The organism is Amycolatopsis sp. NPDC052450, assembly GCF_044547565.1.
In the GTDB taxonomy this organism is placed as follows: domain Bacteria; phylum Actinomycetota; class Actinomycetes; order Mycobacteriales; family Pseudonocardiaceae; genus Amycolatopsis.
In genome coordinates, this window is sequence record NZ_JBIUAQ010000023.1 from 83,910 (window position 1) to 97,870 (window position 13,961).

A 13,961-nucleotide genomic window follows, 5' to 3' on the forward strand; every position below is an offset into this window, starting at 1 on the left:
CGAGCCGGGTCCCGGCCCTTGACTCGGAACGAAGCGCTCGACATGGGCTCCTCCTCCGCTGACCCTGGCGTCAGATGTCGTATTCGCGTTGGTACTTGTCGAGAATCGACGGAGTTTGATCGAGCATCCGTTCCCTCGCCCGGTCACGTGCGATCTCGGCTATCTCCGCCGGGCCGTAGCCCAGCCATCGCATGGTGTTGAGCGCGATGCTGATCACGTCCGTCGCTTCACGCGCGGCCGCTCTGGCGTCGCCATTGTCGAGATGTTCACGCATTTCCTCGAACTGGATCTGCACCGCGCGAGGGAAGTGTTCGAAGGCCTTTCCGCGTATTTCGTCGTGCACTTCGTTCCAGGCGTTCCAGAAGTCCTGGAAGGGGCCCAGATCCTCGGCCATTCTCGTCACCCTTCGCTTTTCCTCTTCGTCAGCCGGCGACGATCGCCCGCAGTGCGGCAAGGTCGTGCAGGACGATCCGCCGCCGCGCGGTGGTGACCAGACCGAGCTCCCGCAACTTCCGCAGCTCGATCGCCACGCCGTCACGCGAAGCGCCGATCCGGGCGGCGAGATCCTGTTGCGACAGCGTCGATTCGATTACCCAACCCTCCTCGGTGTCTTCACCCACCTCGGTGGCCAGTTCCAGCAACCACCGCGCCAGCCGGCTGCGCACGTCCAGCCGCGCCAGCATCAGCCGCTCCTCCAACTGCCGTCGGCGACGGACGGTCGCCCGGTACATCGCCGGCCACAGGTCCTGTTCGCCGACGAAGCGCAGCAGTTCGTCCGCGCGGAGGATCAATCCGGAGACCGTGGTGATCGTGCTGACGGTGGCCGAACGCGGCTCGTCCATCAACACGCCCTCCTCCCCCATCACCTCGTCCGCCCCTCGGATCGCGAAGATGATCTCCGTGCCGTCCGCACCTTGGCGGGTCACCTTCACGTTGCCCGACTGAATGATCAGCACCGCGAGGGACGGCTGGCCCTCCCAGAAGATCGTGTGTTCAGGCGGATAGGTCACCTCATCGGCCAGACCTTCCAGCTCAGCGCGCTGCTGCGCGCTGAGAAAGTCGGTCAGGTGAAGAGATGTGTTCTGAGCCATAGCCGTGAGTGTACTACTCTACACATCGATGTGGGTTAACCCGATCACATGGTAGGACTACTCCATACTCGCGGATCGATGCCGTTATCGACGCACAAGCCACCTACCAGCGGTTTCAGCCGGATCACAGCACAGACCGGGGAGACGTAAGGTCTCCGAAAGGATCGGAACCCGCCCCGCGAAGGCTCCGTCGGATCGCCACTTCAGATCCGCACGGAAGGTGACTCCGATGAGCTATCCAGGCCTGCCCGATGAGCAGAACACCCAGTCTTCGACCGTCAAGCCCGGTGTGGCCATCGGGATCCTGGTCGCGGTGATCGCGCTGGTCGCCTTCTGCGTCACCGGTTTCGCCGCTCCCGGCTTCCTGCTCCGCGAGAGCGCCGGGATCTCGTTGCCCGTCCCGTCCTCCAGCTCGGCGACAACCTCCAGCCCGACGAGCAGCCCGAGCAGGACCACGGTCAGCCGCACGACGCGCCCGAGGGTCACCGTGACCGTACGTCCGGCTCCGCAGCCGCCGGAGAAGGGTGTTCAGGTGGTCACGGACTTCCTCGCGAAGATCGCCGGGAGCGACAGGGCGGGAGCGATCGCCTTGGCCTGCGAAGCGCAGAAGCGGTTCATGGACGACAAGATCGACTCACTTCTCCCGCTCGGTTCCCGCGTCGAGATCACCAGGGCGGGCGGAACCGCCAAGTTCGTCCTCGCCGACGTCACCGGAGTCGTCAAAGGACGGTTCGCCAGGGGCACGGTGATCGCGGATCGCACGGAGGACGGCGGCTTCTGCGTCACGACGTTCAGCATTCGGGAGGCGCGATGAACCCGGCCTCAGTCGAGGCGGGAAGGGCCTCAGGATCCGTCCAGGAGATCCAGTTCCTTCTGAACCCGGCCGGACTCGTCGTTGCGAAGCTGGGACTGATACAGGCGCAGCGCGGCGATCCACGTCTCTCGTGCTTTGTCCTGGTGACCGAGCGCGGCGTGGGTACGGGCGATGTTGTCCAAGGTGTCCGCCGACGCGTAGGTCGTCCCGAGTTCGCGGCGAAGCGTGAGCGTGTTCTCGAAACGCGCGAGCGCCTCGGCATGGTCGCCGTTGGCGAAGGCGAGTTCGCCAAGGGTGTTGAGGACAGCCGCCTCTCCTGCGGGATAAGCATGTTCCCGAAAGAGCGCCAGTGCCGCTTCGCAAGCGCTCTCGCCTCGCGAGCTCTGTCCCATTTTGATCGCGAAGGACGCCACCATGGTCAGCGCCCACGCCTCGCGGATCGGCCGGTTCGCTTCGTGGTACAGCGTCATCGCCTGGGTGGCGTGGTCCAGTGCCTTCACCAGTTCTCCTTGCCGGGCCCACATATGCGCGGCCGCGTGATGCACGGGCGCGCGGTACACGACGCTCACGTCGTCCACCCCGGCCAGGGCGAGCCGGCCGTGCTTGAGCGCTTCGGCGTGGTCGCCCTGACGCGAGTACGCCTGGACCAGCATCTGATGCGCGAGGGTCTTGGGCAGCGATTCATCCAGCTGTTCGACCGCGGTGAGTGCCGTCTTCCAGACCGCGACATCGGTGTGGACGTGGCCTTGCCACCAGTGGAAAGCGTGCAATCCCCAAGCCAGCTGCCAGGCGGGGGAAAACCACCGGCGTTCGAGCGCCGCCTGCTGAACCGAAACGAGGTTGAGATGCTCCGCGTTGAACCACGAAAGCGCTTCTTGCGAATTCCGGACGGCTCGGGGTGAACAACCTTCGTGTGGATCCGCCAGGTCGATGGGCTGGCTGTCCGGATCCAGCAGGAGGTCGGCGGCGTGAGCGGTGTGCAGGTAGAAGTCGACCAGCCGGCGGAGAGCGTCGTCCTGCGCGGACCGGTCGGGCCGTTGCCGAGCCTGGCCTTCGGCGTAGAGCTTGACCAGGTCGTGCATCCGCCATCGTCCCGGGACATGCTGGTGGATGAGGGAAGCCCGTTCCAGTGCCTGGAGTTCCGCGGAGACGCGACCGGCGGGCAAGTCGGTCAGATTGGCGGCCGCCGCGAGGTCGATGTCGACCCCCGGGGACATGCCCAGCAGTTCGAAGATCCAAGCCTGATCGTCGGATAACGCCGCGTAGGACCACGACAGGACGGCGGGAAGGCTGGCGGCCGGGTCGCCTTCGTCGAGTGCCCCCAACCTGGTGGTCGCGTCACGCAGTTCGGCGGCGAGGACGGCGAGCGGGAAGTCGCGGTGCGCTTCTGCGCGGCCCGCGACAATGCTCAGGGCCAGCGGGAACCCGCCGCAACAGGCCAGGAGGTCGTCGACCGCGTCGGGCTCGGCGGTCAGCCTGCCGGCCCCGAGCCGCGTGGCGAGCATCTCCCGTGCCTCGGCGGCGGAGAAGACATCCACGGGAATCGGACGTGCGCCGTGCGCGGCGACGAGACCGGCCAGGCGGTCACGGCTGGTGATCACGACCGCGCAGCCGGGGCTGGCAGGCAGGAGCGGGATCACCTGTTTGGTGTCACGGGCATTGTCGAGCACTATCAGCATTCTCTTGTCCGCCAGAATGCTCCGATAGAGCGCGGCCTGTGCCTCCAGTTCGGCGGGCACCCGCGCCGGGTCGACGCCGAAGGTGTCCAGGAAACCCCTCACGACGGCGCTCGGCGACAGGGGCTGCCCTTCGGGCGCGAAGCCGCGGAGATCGACGAAGAGCTGCCCGTCGGGGAACAGGTCCAGGTGCTGGTACGCCCAGTGCAGGGCGAGCCAGGTCTTGCCGACACCACCGGTGCCGAAGATCGCGGAGATCACGATGGTCGTGGCTTGCTCCGCCGCGGCTTCCAGCACCGAGGTCAGTACGGCCAGCTCGTCGGCACGACCGGTGAAGGACCGCGGTGCCGCGGGCAGCTGACGCGGTTCCGGTTCGGTGCGGCCACGCGACGCCGACAGATAGGTGAGATCGGCCGGATGCTGGTGGTCCGGCAGCCAGATCCAGCCGATCGCCGAGGTGTCCTTGACCTGGATTCGGGCAGGCCGGAACGTGGCCGGATCGATCTCACCGCTGTGACGCACCACTTCGTCGAAGAACCACTTCGACACGATCACCGCGAGCACGCCCTCGGAACGGGCGAGCGCGGTTCTCAACTGGGCAGCTTCCAGTAATCGGAATGTCAAATTGACCGATTCCGCAGTCGCGCCATGATCGTCATAAACGATTTCCCCGGCGTGCACCGCCATGCGCAACCTTATTCGTTGTTCGGCGGGATGCGCGATGTTGTGCCGCGTCAGCCGGGCCGCCAAGGCATTCGGGAGCACCTCGATGAATGGCGCCTTCGGAAAATGCGCTGGTGCGAGCACGAAGACCCCGTCGCCACGGTCCTCGTGATGACATTCCGACCAGGGCGCGCCCGCTACCTCGAAACCTTGCGACAAGGCGCTGTACAACGCTTCGCGGACGACAAGCTGATGAGGCGTTGTCCTGCGCTGATCGGTGAATGCCTCGACATCCACGATGACAATCGTCCGATGTACCGCCTGCTGACGGCGCTCCATCTCGTTCCTGTCCCCTCACGGCGATCTTGCTCAATGAGAACTACGCCGATTCCCTGCCGTGAAGGTACCACTGACGGACTGCCCGACGATCGCGAATAGCCCGGAATGCGCGGTAACGGCTTGCGGAAATTCCGGGCCTCGCCACCGTATTGTCGGCCCGTCAAAGAGACGCGATGAACCCGGCCTCAGTCGAGGCAGAACTCGTTGCCCTCGATGTCCTGCATCACGATGCAGGATTCGTTCTCCTCGTCGGCCAGCATGACCCGCTCGCAGGCCGCGCCGAGCGCCTCCAGGCGGGCGCGCTCGGCCTGGAGGACGGCGAGGCGCTCTTCACCGACGAGTCCGATGCCGGCCCGCACGCAGACATGCACCCGGTTCTTGACGACCTTGCCTTCGGGCACACGCTGGAAGTACAGCCGCGGGCCCACTCCGTTGGGGTCACTGCAGGCGAAGCCGGCGTCCTGCTTCTCGGGTGCCAGCGTGCGGTTGTAGTCGTCCCAGGTGGCGAACCCGTCCGGCGGCGACGGCACGACATAGCCCAGTACCGCGCACCAGAAACGGGCGAGGCGCTCGGGTTTCGCGCAGTCGAAAGTGATCTGGACCTGTTTCACCGACACCATCAGATCACCCTAGCCGCTGTCGAACGGATCAAGCCCGCGGCCTTCAGATCGACCCAGACCTGTGCGGGTACCTCCGCGGCGAAGGACTCCACGTTGCGTTGTACCTCCTCGGCGGACCGCATTCCCACCGCGATACCGGCGACGGCCGGATGCTGAAGCGGGAAGGCCATGGCCGCCTGCGGAAGCGTCACGCCGTGCGCCTCGCACACGTCGGCGATCCTGTTCGCCCGCTCCAAGACTTCCGGTGTGGCGACCTCGTAGTCGAAGTGCGCTCCCGCCACGGGCCTCGGCACGGCGAGCAACCCGGAGTTGAAGACCGACGCCGCGATCACCGAGACACCGCGTTCCTCGCACGCGGGCAGGAACGTGTCGAGCGCGCTGTGCTCGAGCAGTGTGTGGCGGCCGGACTGCATGACCACGTCGACATCGGTCTCCTTGACCAAAGTGGTCAGCATGGCCGTGTCGTACATGCCGGCGCCGATCGCGCCGACGATCCCTTCCGACCGCAGTTCCGCCAGGGCCGGATAGCCATCGCGCAGCGCGTCGTCGAAGAACTCCTCGGCGTCGTGCAGGTACAGCACGTCGATCCGGTCCAGGCCCATCCGCTCCAGGGAATCCTCGACACTGCGCCGGATCCCGTCGCGGGTGAAGTCGCGTACCCGGTCGTGCGTCGCGGGGACGTGGAACCCGGCCGGATCCCTTTCCCCGTCCGGTTCCCGCGGGATCAGCAGGCGGCCGACCTTCGTCGACAGGACGAAGGAAGCCCGCGGCCGCGAGCGCAGGAACTCGCCGATCCGGCGCTCGGAATGCCCGATCCCGTAATGCGGCGACGTGTCGTAGTAACGGATCCCGGCGTCCCAGGCCGCGGCCAGCGCGCCCGCCGCGGTGTCGTCGTCCAACGGCGCGAACAGCCCGCCGAGCGGGCCGCCGCCGAACCCGAGCCGCGTCACCTCGACATCGGTCCGCCCGAGTCGTCTCGTGTCCATTCCGGCTCCCCCTTGATCGGCTCGGCGACCACGGTGCCACACCCGAGCGAGCCGGTCTCGCGATTTATCGAGGGGGAAGTCAAAGGTGTCGTGGCGTGGGGCCGGTGTCGCTTCTGCGTACGTGTTCTTCTCGTAGTGAGGGCCTCTTTGCCTACTCTGACGGTAGTGAAGGAGGCTTTCGCTACCGTCGGATGTGATCCCTGGTGACAGTGGGACGACTGTGACCTCGGCGGCCGGGCCGGTAAGGCGTGGCTCGCGTGTTTCGGGACGTGACTCGCGTGTCTGGATGCCGCACTCGAGAGTGCGGAGTCCGAACACCCTCTCAATCTTCGCCGTCGACGAGCCAGTCCGCGCACGTCACGACCTCGAACCCGCGGCTCGGGAAGACCGCGTCCACGAAGAAGTCGTGTATCGCCGGGTCGCCGTCGGCGCAACCGTCGCGCAGCACGGTCACGTGGTAGCCGCGGTCCGCCGCATCGTAGGCCGTCGCGGCCACCATCGCGCTGGTCGCGACTCCGGCGATCACGACGGTGTCGACGCCGCGGGCGCGGAGCACCAGATCGAGATCCGTGCCGGCGAACGCGCTGGCACGGCGTTTCAGCACGACCACGTCCTCGTCGGCGATCGGCAGGGCGATCCCGGTCCCGGCCGAGCCCTCGTGGAAGGTGTCCCCCGTCTCGTGGAACGTCTTGAACAACGCGTTCCCCGACGGCAGATCGGCGCCGTTGCCCCGGAGCGCGAAGTGCACGAACACGACGAGCGCGCCGGCCGCCCGCGCCCGCGGCAGCAGGGCCTCGACCGGCGGCAGGACTTGCTTGGCGAACGGGTAGTTGCCTGTGATCCCTCGCTGGAGGTCACCGATGAGCAGCGCGGTGGGCATACCACGAAGCTATCAACAGCAACCCGAACGTCCGTATACAACCGGGCGCGCGACTGGTTCGCCTCCGGCGGGTGAGGGCTACACCAAGGTGCAGTGCCCGCCCGATCACGCCGCCGTCGGGTACAGCGTCACCGGTTCGGCGTTCTCCGCCCTCTTGTGCGGCCGGTCTCCCACCCCGCTGGGCCGCACCGGCCGGGTCGGCTCGAGTCGCACCCCCGACGCGCTGCTTTGCCGCGCCTGAGGGTTTCAGGCGACGAAGACACAGAACGGATGCCCCGCCGGATCCACGTAGACGCGCAGCGGTTCTTCCGGGTCTTCGCTGCGGTCGTACCGGAGCCGCCCGCCGAATTCGAGGACGCGGGCGTGCTGCTCCTCGAGTTCCTCGACCGAGTCCACGGTCAGATCCAGGTGCAGTTGCTGGGGCACCGGTTCGGCGTCCGGCCAGCTCGCTTCCGGCAGCCGGTCGACCTGCTGGAAGGCGAGTTGCGCCCCGCCGTCCGGATTTCTCAGCACCAGCCAGTCCTTGTCGCCGTCGCCGGGCGCGGGCGGTTCGTCCCCGGGGCGGTAGTCCCACACCAGCAGCCGCCGGTAGAACTCCGCCAGCGCGCGGGCGTCGGTGCAGTCCAGCACCACCTGACGAAATTTCGGACCCTTCTTCCGCTCAACCAAGCCGATCTCCTCCGTCGTTCACGGTCGCGCGCCGGTCGAGGACCGCGAGAACCTGTGCGCACCAGCGGATGTTCTCCTGTTCGAACGCCATCCCGCGGGCGAGGGTCAGATACGGGCCGACGCGGGGCGCGGTGGCGAGGAACTCCGCCTCGGTGGCTTCGCCGAGAAGGCGGTCCCGGAGGCGTTCGAACCGTTTGAGCTTCGTTTCGGCGACGGCCATCCTGTCCGCGACGGCACGCCGGACCGCCTTGTCGTCGCCCGCCTCGACCGCCTGGATCTGCACCAGCAGTTCGTCGCGGATCGCGGTCGGTTTCGGCGCCCGCGTGGTGAATTCGGCGAGCTCGGCCGCGCCGGCGTCGGTCAGGGAGAAGAGCCGCTTGTTCGGACGCCGCCGCTGCTCGACGACCCGCGCAGCCACCAGGCCCTGCGCTTCCATCTTGTCCAGCTCCCGGTAGAGCTGCTGCGGCGTCGCGGTCCAGAAGTTGGCGACCGACGCGTTGAAACTCTTCGCCAGGTCGTAGCCCGAGAACTCGCCGTCCAGGAGCGTCGCGAGGATCGCGTTCCGCAGCGCCATGGCGCGATGATAACCCCGCGCGGATTAGTCACAAAGTTGCCTAGGCACTTTGATGGACACCGGAGTGGTGATCACCTACGCTCGGCGACGTCTACTCAACAAGTTGACTATGAGGAGATCGTCATGCCCACGTTCCGCCAGGCAGTCGAGGCGAAGGACGCCGCCGCGATCGAGGCGTTGCTCGCCGACGACGTGGTCTTCACCAGCCCGGTGGCGTTCAAGCCCTACCAGGGGAAGGCGATCACCGCGGCGATCCTGCGCGGCGTCATGCGGGTGTTCGAAGACTTCCGCTATATCCGCGAAATCCACGACGGCGCGCACCACGTGTACGAGTTCGAAGCGACGGTCGACGGGCTGGAGATCAACGGCTGCGACCTCCTGACCTTCGACGCCGACGGCAAGATCGCCGACTTCAAGGTGATGGTCCGGCCGTTGCGGGCGGCGGAGGCGCTCGCAACGCGGATGGGCGCCCAGTTCGAGGCCATCAAGGCGGACGCGCTCGGCTGAGCTTTCCGCCGCCCGCGACGGATCAGCGGACCGCGCAGCGCCAGTGCACCGGACCGGCGCCGGCGTCGGCATCCCCGAAGACGGTCCCGTCATCGCTGACGAGGTCCGCCCTCGCCGAGGCCGACCCGGCCGGAAGTGGCAGCTCCGCCGCCAGGCGGGTGCCCTGCCAGAGCACGGGCGGCCCGTCCCAGGCACGGGCGCGGCCGGCGATCAGGCCGTGCCGGTTGATGCTCTCCGCCGAGCCGCCGCCTTCGAGCAGTTCGGGGATGTTTCCGGTCCAGACCACGCCTTTCGGCCCCTTCGCGTCGAGGATCGTCCCGACCGCGCGGCCCGCGCTGATGCCCCGCGACAACACCGGGACCTCGGGCGACGGAGGCAACGCGGTCAGCTTGCCGGAACGCCACAGATAGGCCGAATAGCCGTCGCCGAGCATGATGGTGCCGTCCTGGTCGATGTCGACGGCGGAGGCGTAGGCCAGTTCGGGCGGCGTGATGATCAAGGGCTGCGCGGCGTAGCTGAGCCACGCGATCACCACGGCGCCGGTGCCACCGGACGGGGTCGCCGTCGCCACGATCTCCCCGAGATCGTTGATCGCCACGGCCCGGGGATCGACGAAGCCGGCCGGTATCGCGAGTGGTTGGTAGACACCGTCGCGGTACAAGAAGATCCGCCGTTCGCGGGTGTCGAACGAGACGGCGTTGACCAGCACGGTGCCCGACCGGTTCTGGGAGACGGGCGCGACCGAGTCGAATCCCTTGGGCGGCTCGACGGTCCGGGGATCGTCGCCGTGCCACAGGACGAGCCGGTACGCGCCGACCGAGCCGACGATCTGGGTGCCGGAGTAGTTGCCCGCGCCGTCGGTCGCCACGACGTCGACCCGTTGGCGTTCGGCGTCCGCCGGCACCACGACCGGGGTCACTTGATACGAGCAGGCCGCGGCGCCCGGCGCCGGGCTCGCCCCGGCCGGAGCCGAAACAGAAACGGAAAGCGCGACGGCGGCGGCGCCTGCCGCCGCGCATCGTTTGACCAAGCCGATGTCCATGCGGATCCCCTCAGTGCCGAGACAGGTTTCGGCCGGATCACGCCCGCCGGGCCGCGGCCGTTGCCCGCGTCACCCGATCGGCAGAGCCGTCAGCGGCTCCCGGCGCCTGCCTGCTCCTCCCGCCGCCGCACGATCTCGGCGATCCAGACGGGCGCGAACGGCGACGTGCAGTTCGGCGGGGTCGGATAGTCTTTGAGCACCTCCAGGCGCTCCCCGATACCGATCGCCCGGGCACGATGCTCCGCGTGGTCGATCCCGATCTGCGCCAGGCAGTGGTTCATCGCCCACTGCAGGCGATCCGGCGCGGTCTTCAGCTCCGCCTCGATGACGTCGAGCAGCCGCGTGAGGTCGAGGCCCTCGGGTTTCTTCGCCACACGTTCGGTGGTCAGCGCCCACCCGGCGCTCGCGACCACGGGATCCGGATCGGCGGACCAGGCCTGGCGCAGCTCCTCGGCGTGTGGATTCTTCTTGACGACGTAGTTCACGAGCCAGTCGTGCACCTTCGGGGTGCGTGCTTCGCGCACCATGCGATCCAGATCGTCACGCTCGAACGCCTTCGGACGGCAGATCAGCAACGCGAGCAGTTTCGCCGCGGTGTCGTCCGTTTCCCACAGCTCCAGGGCGAGTTCCTGCTGGGTCTTCAGCCGCTTCGCGAGCGCGCGCAGCTTGCCGAGATTGACCCCGTGGTCGTCGCCGTGTTTCTCGTTCACCTGACGTGCGCGCGGGTCGTCGAGCGCGGCCAGTTCGGCCATCACCTCGGCCGTCGTCGTCCCGGTCACCTCGGCCTCCCGTCCACTGTTCGTGGCATTCAGCCTACGAGGCGTTCCGTACGACAAGTCCGGACGCCGCTCATCCGGCGAGTCGCCCCGCAAGGCTGCTACGGTTGACCAGTCGCGGTTCAGACACCAGCCGCCGGGTCCTTACTTCCGGGTCCGGCATGCCCTCCGGGGCAGGAGCCGGCCCCCAAACCGGCAAGGAGTCCACTTGACTGACTACCGCGCTCCCGCTTCCGATCTGCCCCGGTCAGCACGGAGATTCGTGTCCTCTCTCGACATCTCGGTCACCGCGTCCGGCACCGATACGGTCGTCACCGTGTCGGGCGAAATCGATCTCGCCGTCTCCGCCGATCTGCGACGGGCGATGGAAGAGGAGCTCCTGTTCACGCCGGCGGCGCTGATCGCGGACCTGTCCACGGTGAGCTTCTGTGATTCGTCCGGCTTCACCGCTCTCGTCCAGGTCCGCGCGAAGGCCGAAGAGGCGGGCGTCCCGTTCGTCATCGTCACCCGGGAGCGAGCTTTGCTGCGCCCGATGTCGTTGCTCGGCCTCGACGCCGTCTTCACCGTGCACCCGACCCTCGATTCGGCACGGGACGCGCTCACTCGCTGATCAGCTGTCATGATGGGCGGTTGTGACGGGTGACAAGGATCCAGGGTTCCGCATCGGCGGGCGTCCACTGGCGGAACGGCTGACCGAGGTCCTGCCGTCGCTCGCGCAGGCGGTCCTCGACGAGATCGTCTCCCGCATCCCGGAATACGGGCTGTTACCCGCCGAGGAACTCAGTGGCGACATCACGCACGTGATCGAGCAGAACCTGCGGTCGTTCATCGACACTCTGCGCACCGGGTCCACGCCGACGCGGGAGGAGCTCGACTTCCTCCGCGAGTCGGCGGCCCGGCGCGCGGAGGAGGGCATCCCGATCGACATCGTGCTCACCGCGTACCACGTCGGGATCCAGGTGGTCTGGGCGTCGCTGACGCCGGACGCGCGGCCGGACGAGGTCGCCGATGTCCTCGCGGTCAACGCGCTCACCCTGCGTTACCTGGAAGTGGTCACTCCCGCGGTCGGCGCGGGCTATCTCGACGAGCGCCGGACGATGTTCGACGACGAGCGTTCGGCGCGGCACGCGGTGCTCTCCGCCCTGCTCGACGGCGAGCCGGCGGAAGTCGCCGCGGGCCAGGCCGGTCTGCGCCTGCCACCGTGTTACATCGTGCTCGCGGCGTCGGTCGGGGCGCATCCTGACGAGGCGACCACCGGGGTCGACCCGCTGGTCGCGGGCCGCCGGAAACTCCGGCGGCTCCGGGTCGAGCTGGAGCGCCAGGTCCGAGGCACGGTGCTGACCTCGCTCACTCCCGAAGGCGGCATCGCCTTGCTACCACACGAAACCCCGGTCGGAGAACTGTCCACACGGGACTGGACGCGGCTGGAGCGGGTACTCGCCGACGTCGCCCGCACGGCGGGCGCGGAAGTCATCGCCGGCACCGCCGCGGCCGAGTTGTCCGGGGTGCCCGCGGCGGCGAGGCTCGCGCAGGACGTACTCGCGGTCGCCACCGGATCCGGGCGTCCGCCCGGCCTGTACCGGCTCGACGACGTCCTCCTCGAGTACCAGCTTTCGCGCCCCGGTCCGGCACTCGACCGGCTGGCCACCCGGTTGGCCCCGCTGGACGGCAACGACGAACTCGTCCACACCTTGGAAACCTTCCTTCGCCGCGGAGGACGACGGCAGACCGCCGCCGCCCTGCACGTCCATCCCAACACCGTCGACTACCGGCTGCGCCGGATCGCCGATCTCACCGGGCTGGACCCCACTCGGCTGGAACACGTCGCCCTGCTGCAGGCGGCCCTTGCGGCGCGCTCGGCCACCGGCCCTTTGTGACGCGTCACGAAAGGTGCCTACAAGACTCGGAGACCGTCACAAAGGTCGAGCAGCCGCCGGGCGGACCGGCATTCACCGGGGAAGACGAAGAGCTGCGTGCCCGTGTCCTCGGCGAGCAGCTGCGCGCGTTCGAGCACCCGGATGCCAGGCACGCCGAAGAACTCGAGTTCGGACAGGTTGAGGATCAACCTGGTGCCGCTGCCGTGGAGCCGCTGGGCCAGCATCTCCCAGAGCCTCGGCGCGGTGGCGAGGTCGACCTCGCCGTTCGCTTTGACGACCGCGGTTTCCCTGGTCGGCCTGCTCACATGCAGGCGGAGGCGTCCTCGTGGTTCTTCGAGTGCCCGCAGCTCGGAGGACGCTGAGAAGGCGCGCTTCTTGTCAAGCGCGCGGGGCGTCGACAGAGAAGTCATGTGTGGAAGTACCCCGGCACCCGGTGCGATGAAACCGTCCGGCCGCTTGAAGACCACCGAAAACGGGTATCCCCGCCCACGTCGGAGGTGATGTCCCATGTCCGCTGCACAGACCGGCACAGGGCCGGTGGTGACCGGTTTCGACGGGTCGGCGGAGGCACGCCGCGCGGTCCGCTGGGCGGTCGCCGAGGCGAAAACGCGCGGCCTCGGCCTCGTTCTCGCCTACTGCACCCACGACCGTCTTCCCCCGCCCGGCTCGGATCCTGTCGCGACGCCGCTGAACGAAGCCGTCCCGCAAGCCGCCGACGAAGCCGACGTCGAGCCCGCTCGACGGCAGCTCGCTTCGATGGCGGAAGCGCTGAAGCGCTCCGAGCCCGATCTCGAGGTCCGCACGGTCGTCCGCGGCGGCACTCCGGAGCACGTCCTGACCTCGGTCGCCGACGAGACGGACGCGACGATGATCGTGCTGGGCGAATCCCACACCGGGTTGTTCGCCAGGGCCGTCCTCGGCTCGACGGAATCCGAGGTGACCAAGACCGCCGGACGTCCTGTCGTGGTCGTGCGCGGGGACGAGCCACCTCCGGGCGGACCGGTGATCCTCGGGACCGATGGCTCGGAGCACAGCGCGCAGGCGGCGGGCTTCGCGTTCGACTTCGCCTCGCGTCACGGGCTCACCGTGCACGCGGTCCACGTCGCGCGCATGCCGCTTTGGGGCCCCGCGAGCGAGCCTCTGCTCGGCGGGCCGGTACTGGATCCGGCGCCCGGTATCCCGCAGGAGGTGGCCGCCCAGCTCGTCGCCCGGCAGCTCGAGCCGTGGCGCGAACGCTATCCGGAGGTCTCCGTGGAGCTGGTGCACGGGGTGGGACCCGCCGCGCAGGCATTGACCGTGCAGTCCAGTGAGGCCGCGCTGCTGGTGCTCGGCCGGAGCGATCACGGCGAACTCCGGCGACTGCTGCTGGGTTCGGTCAGCGACGACGCGCTGCACCACGCGCATTGCCCGGTGGCGGTGGTCCGCGCTCAGCCGGTGGGCTGAGCGC

Annotated in this window: 17 protein-coding genes; 6 read left to right on the forward strand and 11 right to left on the reverse strand. The window is 68.2% G+C overall.

From position 1 onward, the window contains the following. Nucleotides 1-70: 70 nt before the first annotated feature. Both ACIHAO_RS30355 and ACIHAO_RS30360 read right to left on the reverse strand, forming a co-directional pair. Complete coding sequence (locus tag ACIHAO_RS30355; RefSeq protein ID WP_396563549.1) at nt 71-394, reverse strand: hypothetical protein; 324 nt, start codon at nt 392-394, stop codon at nt 71-73. 28 nt (nt 395-422) lie between these two features. Beyond that, the gene (locus tag ACIHAO_RS30360) at nt 423-1,091 is read right to left on the reverse strand and encodes a Crp/Fnr family transcriptional regulator (RefSeq protein ID WP_396563551.1); all 669 of its coding nucleotides are present in this window, start codon (nt 1,089-1,091) and stop codon (nt 423-425) included. Nucleotides 1,092-1,320: 229 nt separating this feature from the next. On the opposite strand from ACIHAO_RS30360, the gene ACIHAO_RS30365 reads away from it, so the two are divergent. Next, nucleotides 1,321-1,905, forward strand: a complete 585-nt coding sequence (locus ACIHAO_RS30365) for a hypothetical protein (RefSeq protein ID WP_396563553.1) — start codon at nt 1,321-1,323, stop codon at nt 1,903-1,905. Nucleotides 1,906-1,934: 29 nt separating this feature from the next. On the opposite strand, the gene ACIHAO_RS30370 is transcribed toward ACIHAO_RS30365, so the two are convergent. After that, entirely contained in the window at nt 1,935-4,175 is a 2,241-nt protein-coding gene (locus tag ACIHAO_RS30370) for an ATP-binding protein (RefSeq protein WP_396563555.1), read from the reverse strand. Between the two features lie 54 nt (nt 4,176-4,229). Between ACIHAO_RS30370 and ACIHAO_RS30375 the strand changes: the two genes are divergently transcribed. Further along, nucleotides 4,230-4,682, forward strand: coding sequence for a hypothetical protein (locus ACIHAO_RS30375; protein WP_396563557.1), 453 nt, complete (start codon nt 4,230-4,232; stop codon nt 4,680-4,682). Nucleotides 4,683-4,768: 86 nt separating this feature from the next. Here the strand turns inward: ACIHAO_RS30375 and ACIHAO_RS30380 are convergent, their stop codons facing one another. The 5 genes from ACIHAO_RS30380 to ACIHAO_RS30400 all read right to left on the reverse strand — a co-directional run bounded on the left by ACIHAO_RS30380 (nt 4,769) and on the right by ACIHAO_RS30400 (nt 8,312). After that, entirely contained in the window at nt 4,769-5,203 is a 435-nt protein-coding gene (locus ACIHAO_RS30380; RefSeq protein ID WP_396563559.1) for a VOC family protein, read from the reverse strand. Beyond that, complete coding sequence (locus ACIHAO_RS30385) at nt 5,203-6,189, reverse strand: aldo/keto reductase (RefSeq protein WP_396563561.1); 987 nt, start codon at nt 6,187-6,189, stop codon at nt 5,203-5,205. Before ACIHAO_RS30385 ends, ACIHAO_RS30380 begins: the two co-directional genes overlap by 1 nt. A gap of 322 nt (nt 6,190-6,511) precedes the next feature. Further along, complete coding sequence (locus ACIHAO_RS30390; protein ID WP_396563563.1) at nt 6,512-7,069, reverse strand: cysteine hydrolase family protein; 558 nt, start codon at nt 7,067-7,069, stop codon at nt 6,512-6,514. A gap of 246 nt (nt 7,070-7,315) precedes the next feature. Continuing rightward, nucleotides 7,316-7,738 carry a VOC family protein gene (locus ACIHAO_RS30395; protein WP_396563565.1) on the reverse strand — a complete coding sequence of 141 codons (423 nt, stop codon included), beginning with the start codon at nt 7,736-7,738 and terminating at the stop codon, nt 7,316-7,318. Next, nucleotides 7,731-8,312 (reverse strand): PadR family transcriptional regulator, encoded by a 582-nt coding sequence (locus ACIHAO_RS30400; protein WP_396563567.1) that lies wholly within the window; start codon nt 8,310-8,312, stop codon nt 7,731-7,733. The genes ACIHAO_RS30395 and ACIHAO_RS30400 overlap by 8 nt, the downstream gene beginning before the upstream one ends. Nucleotides 8,313-8,435: 123 nt before the next feature. Here ACIHAO_RS30400 and ACIHAO_RS30405 point away from each other — a divergent pair, with 123 nt between their 5' ends. Next, on the forward strand, nt 8,436-8,819 hold the full coding sequence (locus tag ACIHAO_RS30405; RefSeq protein WP_396563569.1) for a nuclear transport factor 2 family protein: 384 nt from the start codon (nt 8,436-8,438) through the stop codon (nt 8,817-8,819). 22 nt (nt 8,820-8,841) lie between these two features. Here ACIHAO_RS30405 and ACIHAO_RS30410 read toward each other — a convergent pair whose 3' ends face one another. Together ACIHAO_RS30410 and ACIHAO_RS30415 are read right to left on the reverse strand one after the other, a co-directional pair. Next, nucleotides 8,842-9,861 carry a hypothetical protein gene (locus ACIHAO_RS30410; protein ID WP_396563571.1) on the reverse strand — a complete coding sequence of 340 codons (1,020 nt, stop codon included), beginning with the start codon at nt 9,859-9,861 and terminating at the stop codon, nt 8,842-8,844. A gap of 89 nt (nt 9,862-9,950) precedes the next feature. Then, nucleotides 9,951-10,640 (reverse strand): DNA alkylation repair protein, encoded by a 690-nt coding sequence (locus tag ACIHAO_RS30415; protein ID WP_396563573.1) that lies wholly within the window; start codon nt 10,638-10,640, stop codon nt 9,951-9,953. 205 nt (nt 10,641-10,845) lie between these two features. Here ACIHAO_RS30415 and ACIHAO_RS30420 point away from each other — a divergent pair, with 205 nt between their 5' ends. Next, complete coding sequence (locus ACIHAO_RS30420; RefSeq protein WP_396563575.1) at nt 10,846-11,247, forward strand: STAS domain-containing protein; 402 nt, start codon at nt 10,846-10,848, stop codon at nt 11,245-11,247. Nucleotides 11,248-11,269: 22 nt separating this feature from the next. Next, on the forward strand, nt 11,270-12,514 hold the full coding sequence (locus ACIHAO_RS30425; RefSeq protein WP_396563577.1) for a PucR family transcriptional regulator: 1,245 nt from the start codon (nt 11,270-11,272) through the stop codon (nt 12,512-12,514). A gap of 17 nt (nt 12,515-12,531) precedes the next feature. On the opposite strand, the gene ACIHAO_RS30430 is transcribed toward ACIHAO_RS30425, so the two are convergent. Beyond that, entirely contained in the window at nt 12,532-12,924 is a 393-nt protein-coding gene (locus ACIHAO_RS30430) for an STAS domain-containing protein (protein WP_396563578.1), read from the reverse strand. A 97-nt stretch (nt 12,925-13,021) separates the two neighbouring features. Between ACIHAO_RS30430 and ACIHAO_RS30435 the strand changes: the two genes are divergently transcribed. Then, complete coding sequence (locus tag ACIHAO_RS30435; protein WP_396563580.1) at nt 13,022-13,957, forward strand: universal stress protein; 936 nt, start codon at nt 13,022-13,024, stop codon at nt 13,955-13,957. Nucleotides 13,958-13,961: the final 4 nt, after the last annotated feature.

Coding starts and splice junctions, on each gene's coding strand:
- ACIHAO_RS30385 (WP_396563561.1), bottom strand. CDS start 6,189: ATGGACACGAGACGACTCGGGCGGACCGATGTCGAGGTGACGCGGCTC.
- ACIHAO_RS30430 (WP_396563578.1), bottom strand. CDS start 12,924: ATGACTTCTCTGTCGACGCCCCGCGCGCTTGACAAGAAGCGCGCCTTC.
- ACIHAO_RS30375 (WP_396563557.1), top strand. CDS start 4,230: ATGATCGTCATAAACGATTTCCCCGGCGTGCACCGCCATGCGCAACCT.
- ACIHAO_RS30365 (WP_396563553.1), top strand. CDS start 1,321: ATGAGCTATCCAGGCCTGCCCGATGAGCAGAACACCCAGTCTTCGACC.
- ACIHAO_RS30405 (WP_396563569.1), top strand. CDS start 8,436: ATGCCCACGTTCCGCCAGGCAGTCGAGGCGAAGGACGCCGCCGCGATC.
- ACIHAO_RS30400 (WP_396563567.1), bottom strand. CDS start 8,312: ATGGCGCTGCGGAACGCGATCCTCGCGACGCTCCTGGACGGCGAGTTC.
- ACIHAO_RS30390 (WP_396563563.1), bottom strand. CDS start 7,069: ATGCCCACCGCGCTGCTCATCGGTGACCTCCAGCGAGGGATCACAGGC.
- ACIHAO_RS30360 (WP_396563551.1), bottom strand. CDS start 1,091: ATGGCTCAGAACACATCTCTTCACCTGACCGACTTTCTCAGCGCGCAG.
- ACIHAO_RS30435 (WP_396563580.1), top strand. CDS start 13,022: ATGTCCGCTGCACAGACCGGCACAGGGCCGGTGGTGACCGGTTTCGAC.
- ACIHAO_RS30380 (WP_396563559.1), bottom strand. CDS start 5,203: ATGGTGTCGGTGAAACAGGTCCAGATCACTTTCGACTGCGCGAAACCC.
- ACIHAO_RS30410 (WP_396563571.1), bottom strand. CDS start 9,861: ATGGACATCGGCTTGGTCAAACGATGCGCGGCGGCAGGCGCCGCCGCC.
- ACIHAO_RS30355 (WP_396563549.1), bottom strand. CDS start 394: ATGGCCGAGGATCTGGGCCCCTTCCAGGACTTCTGGAACGCCTGGAAC.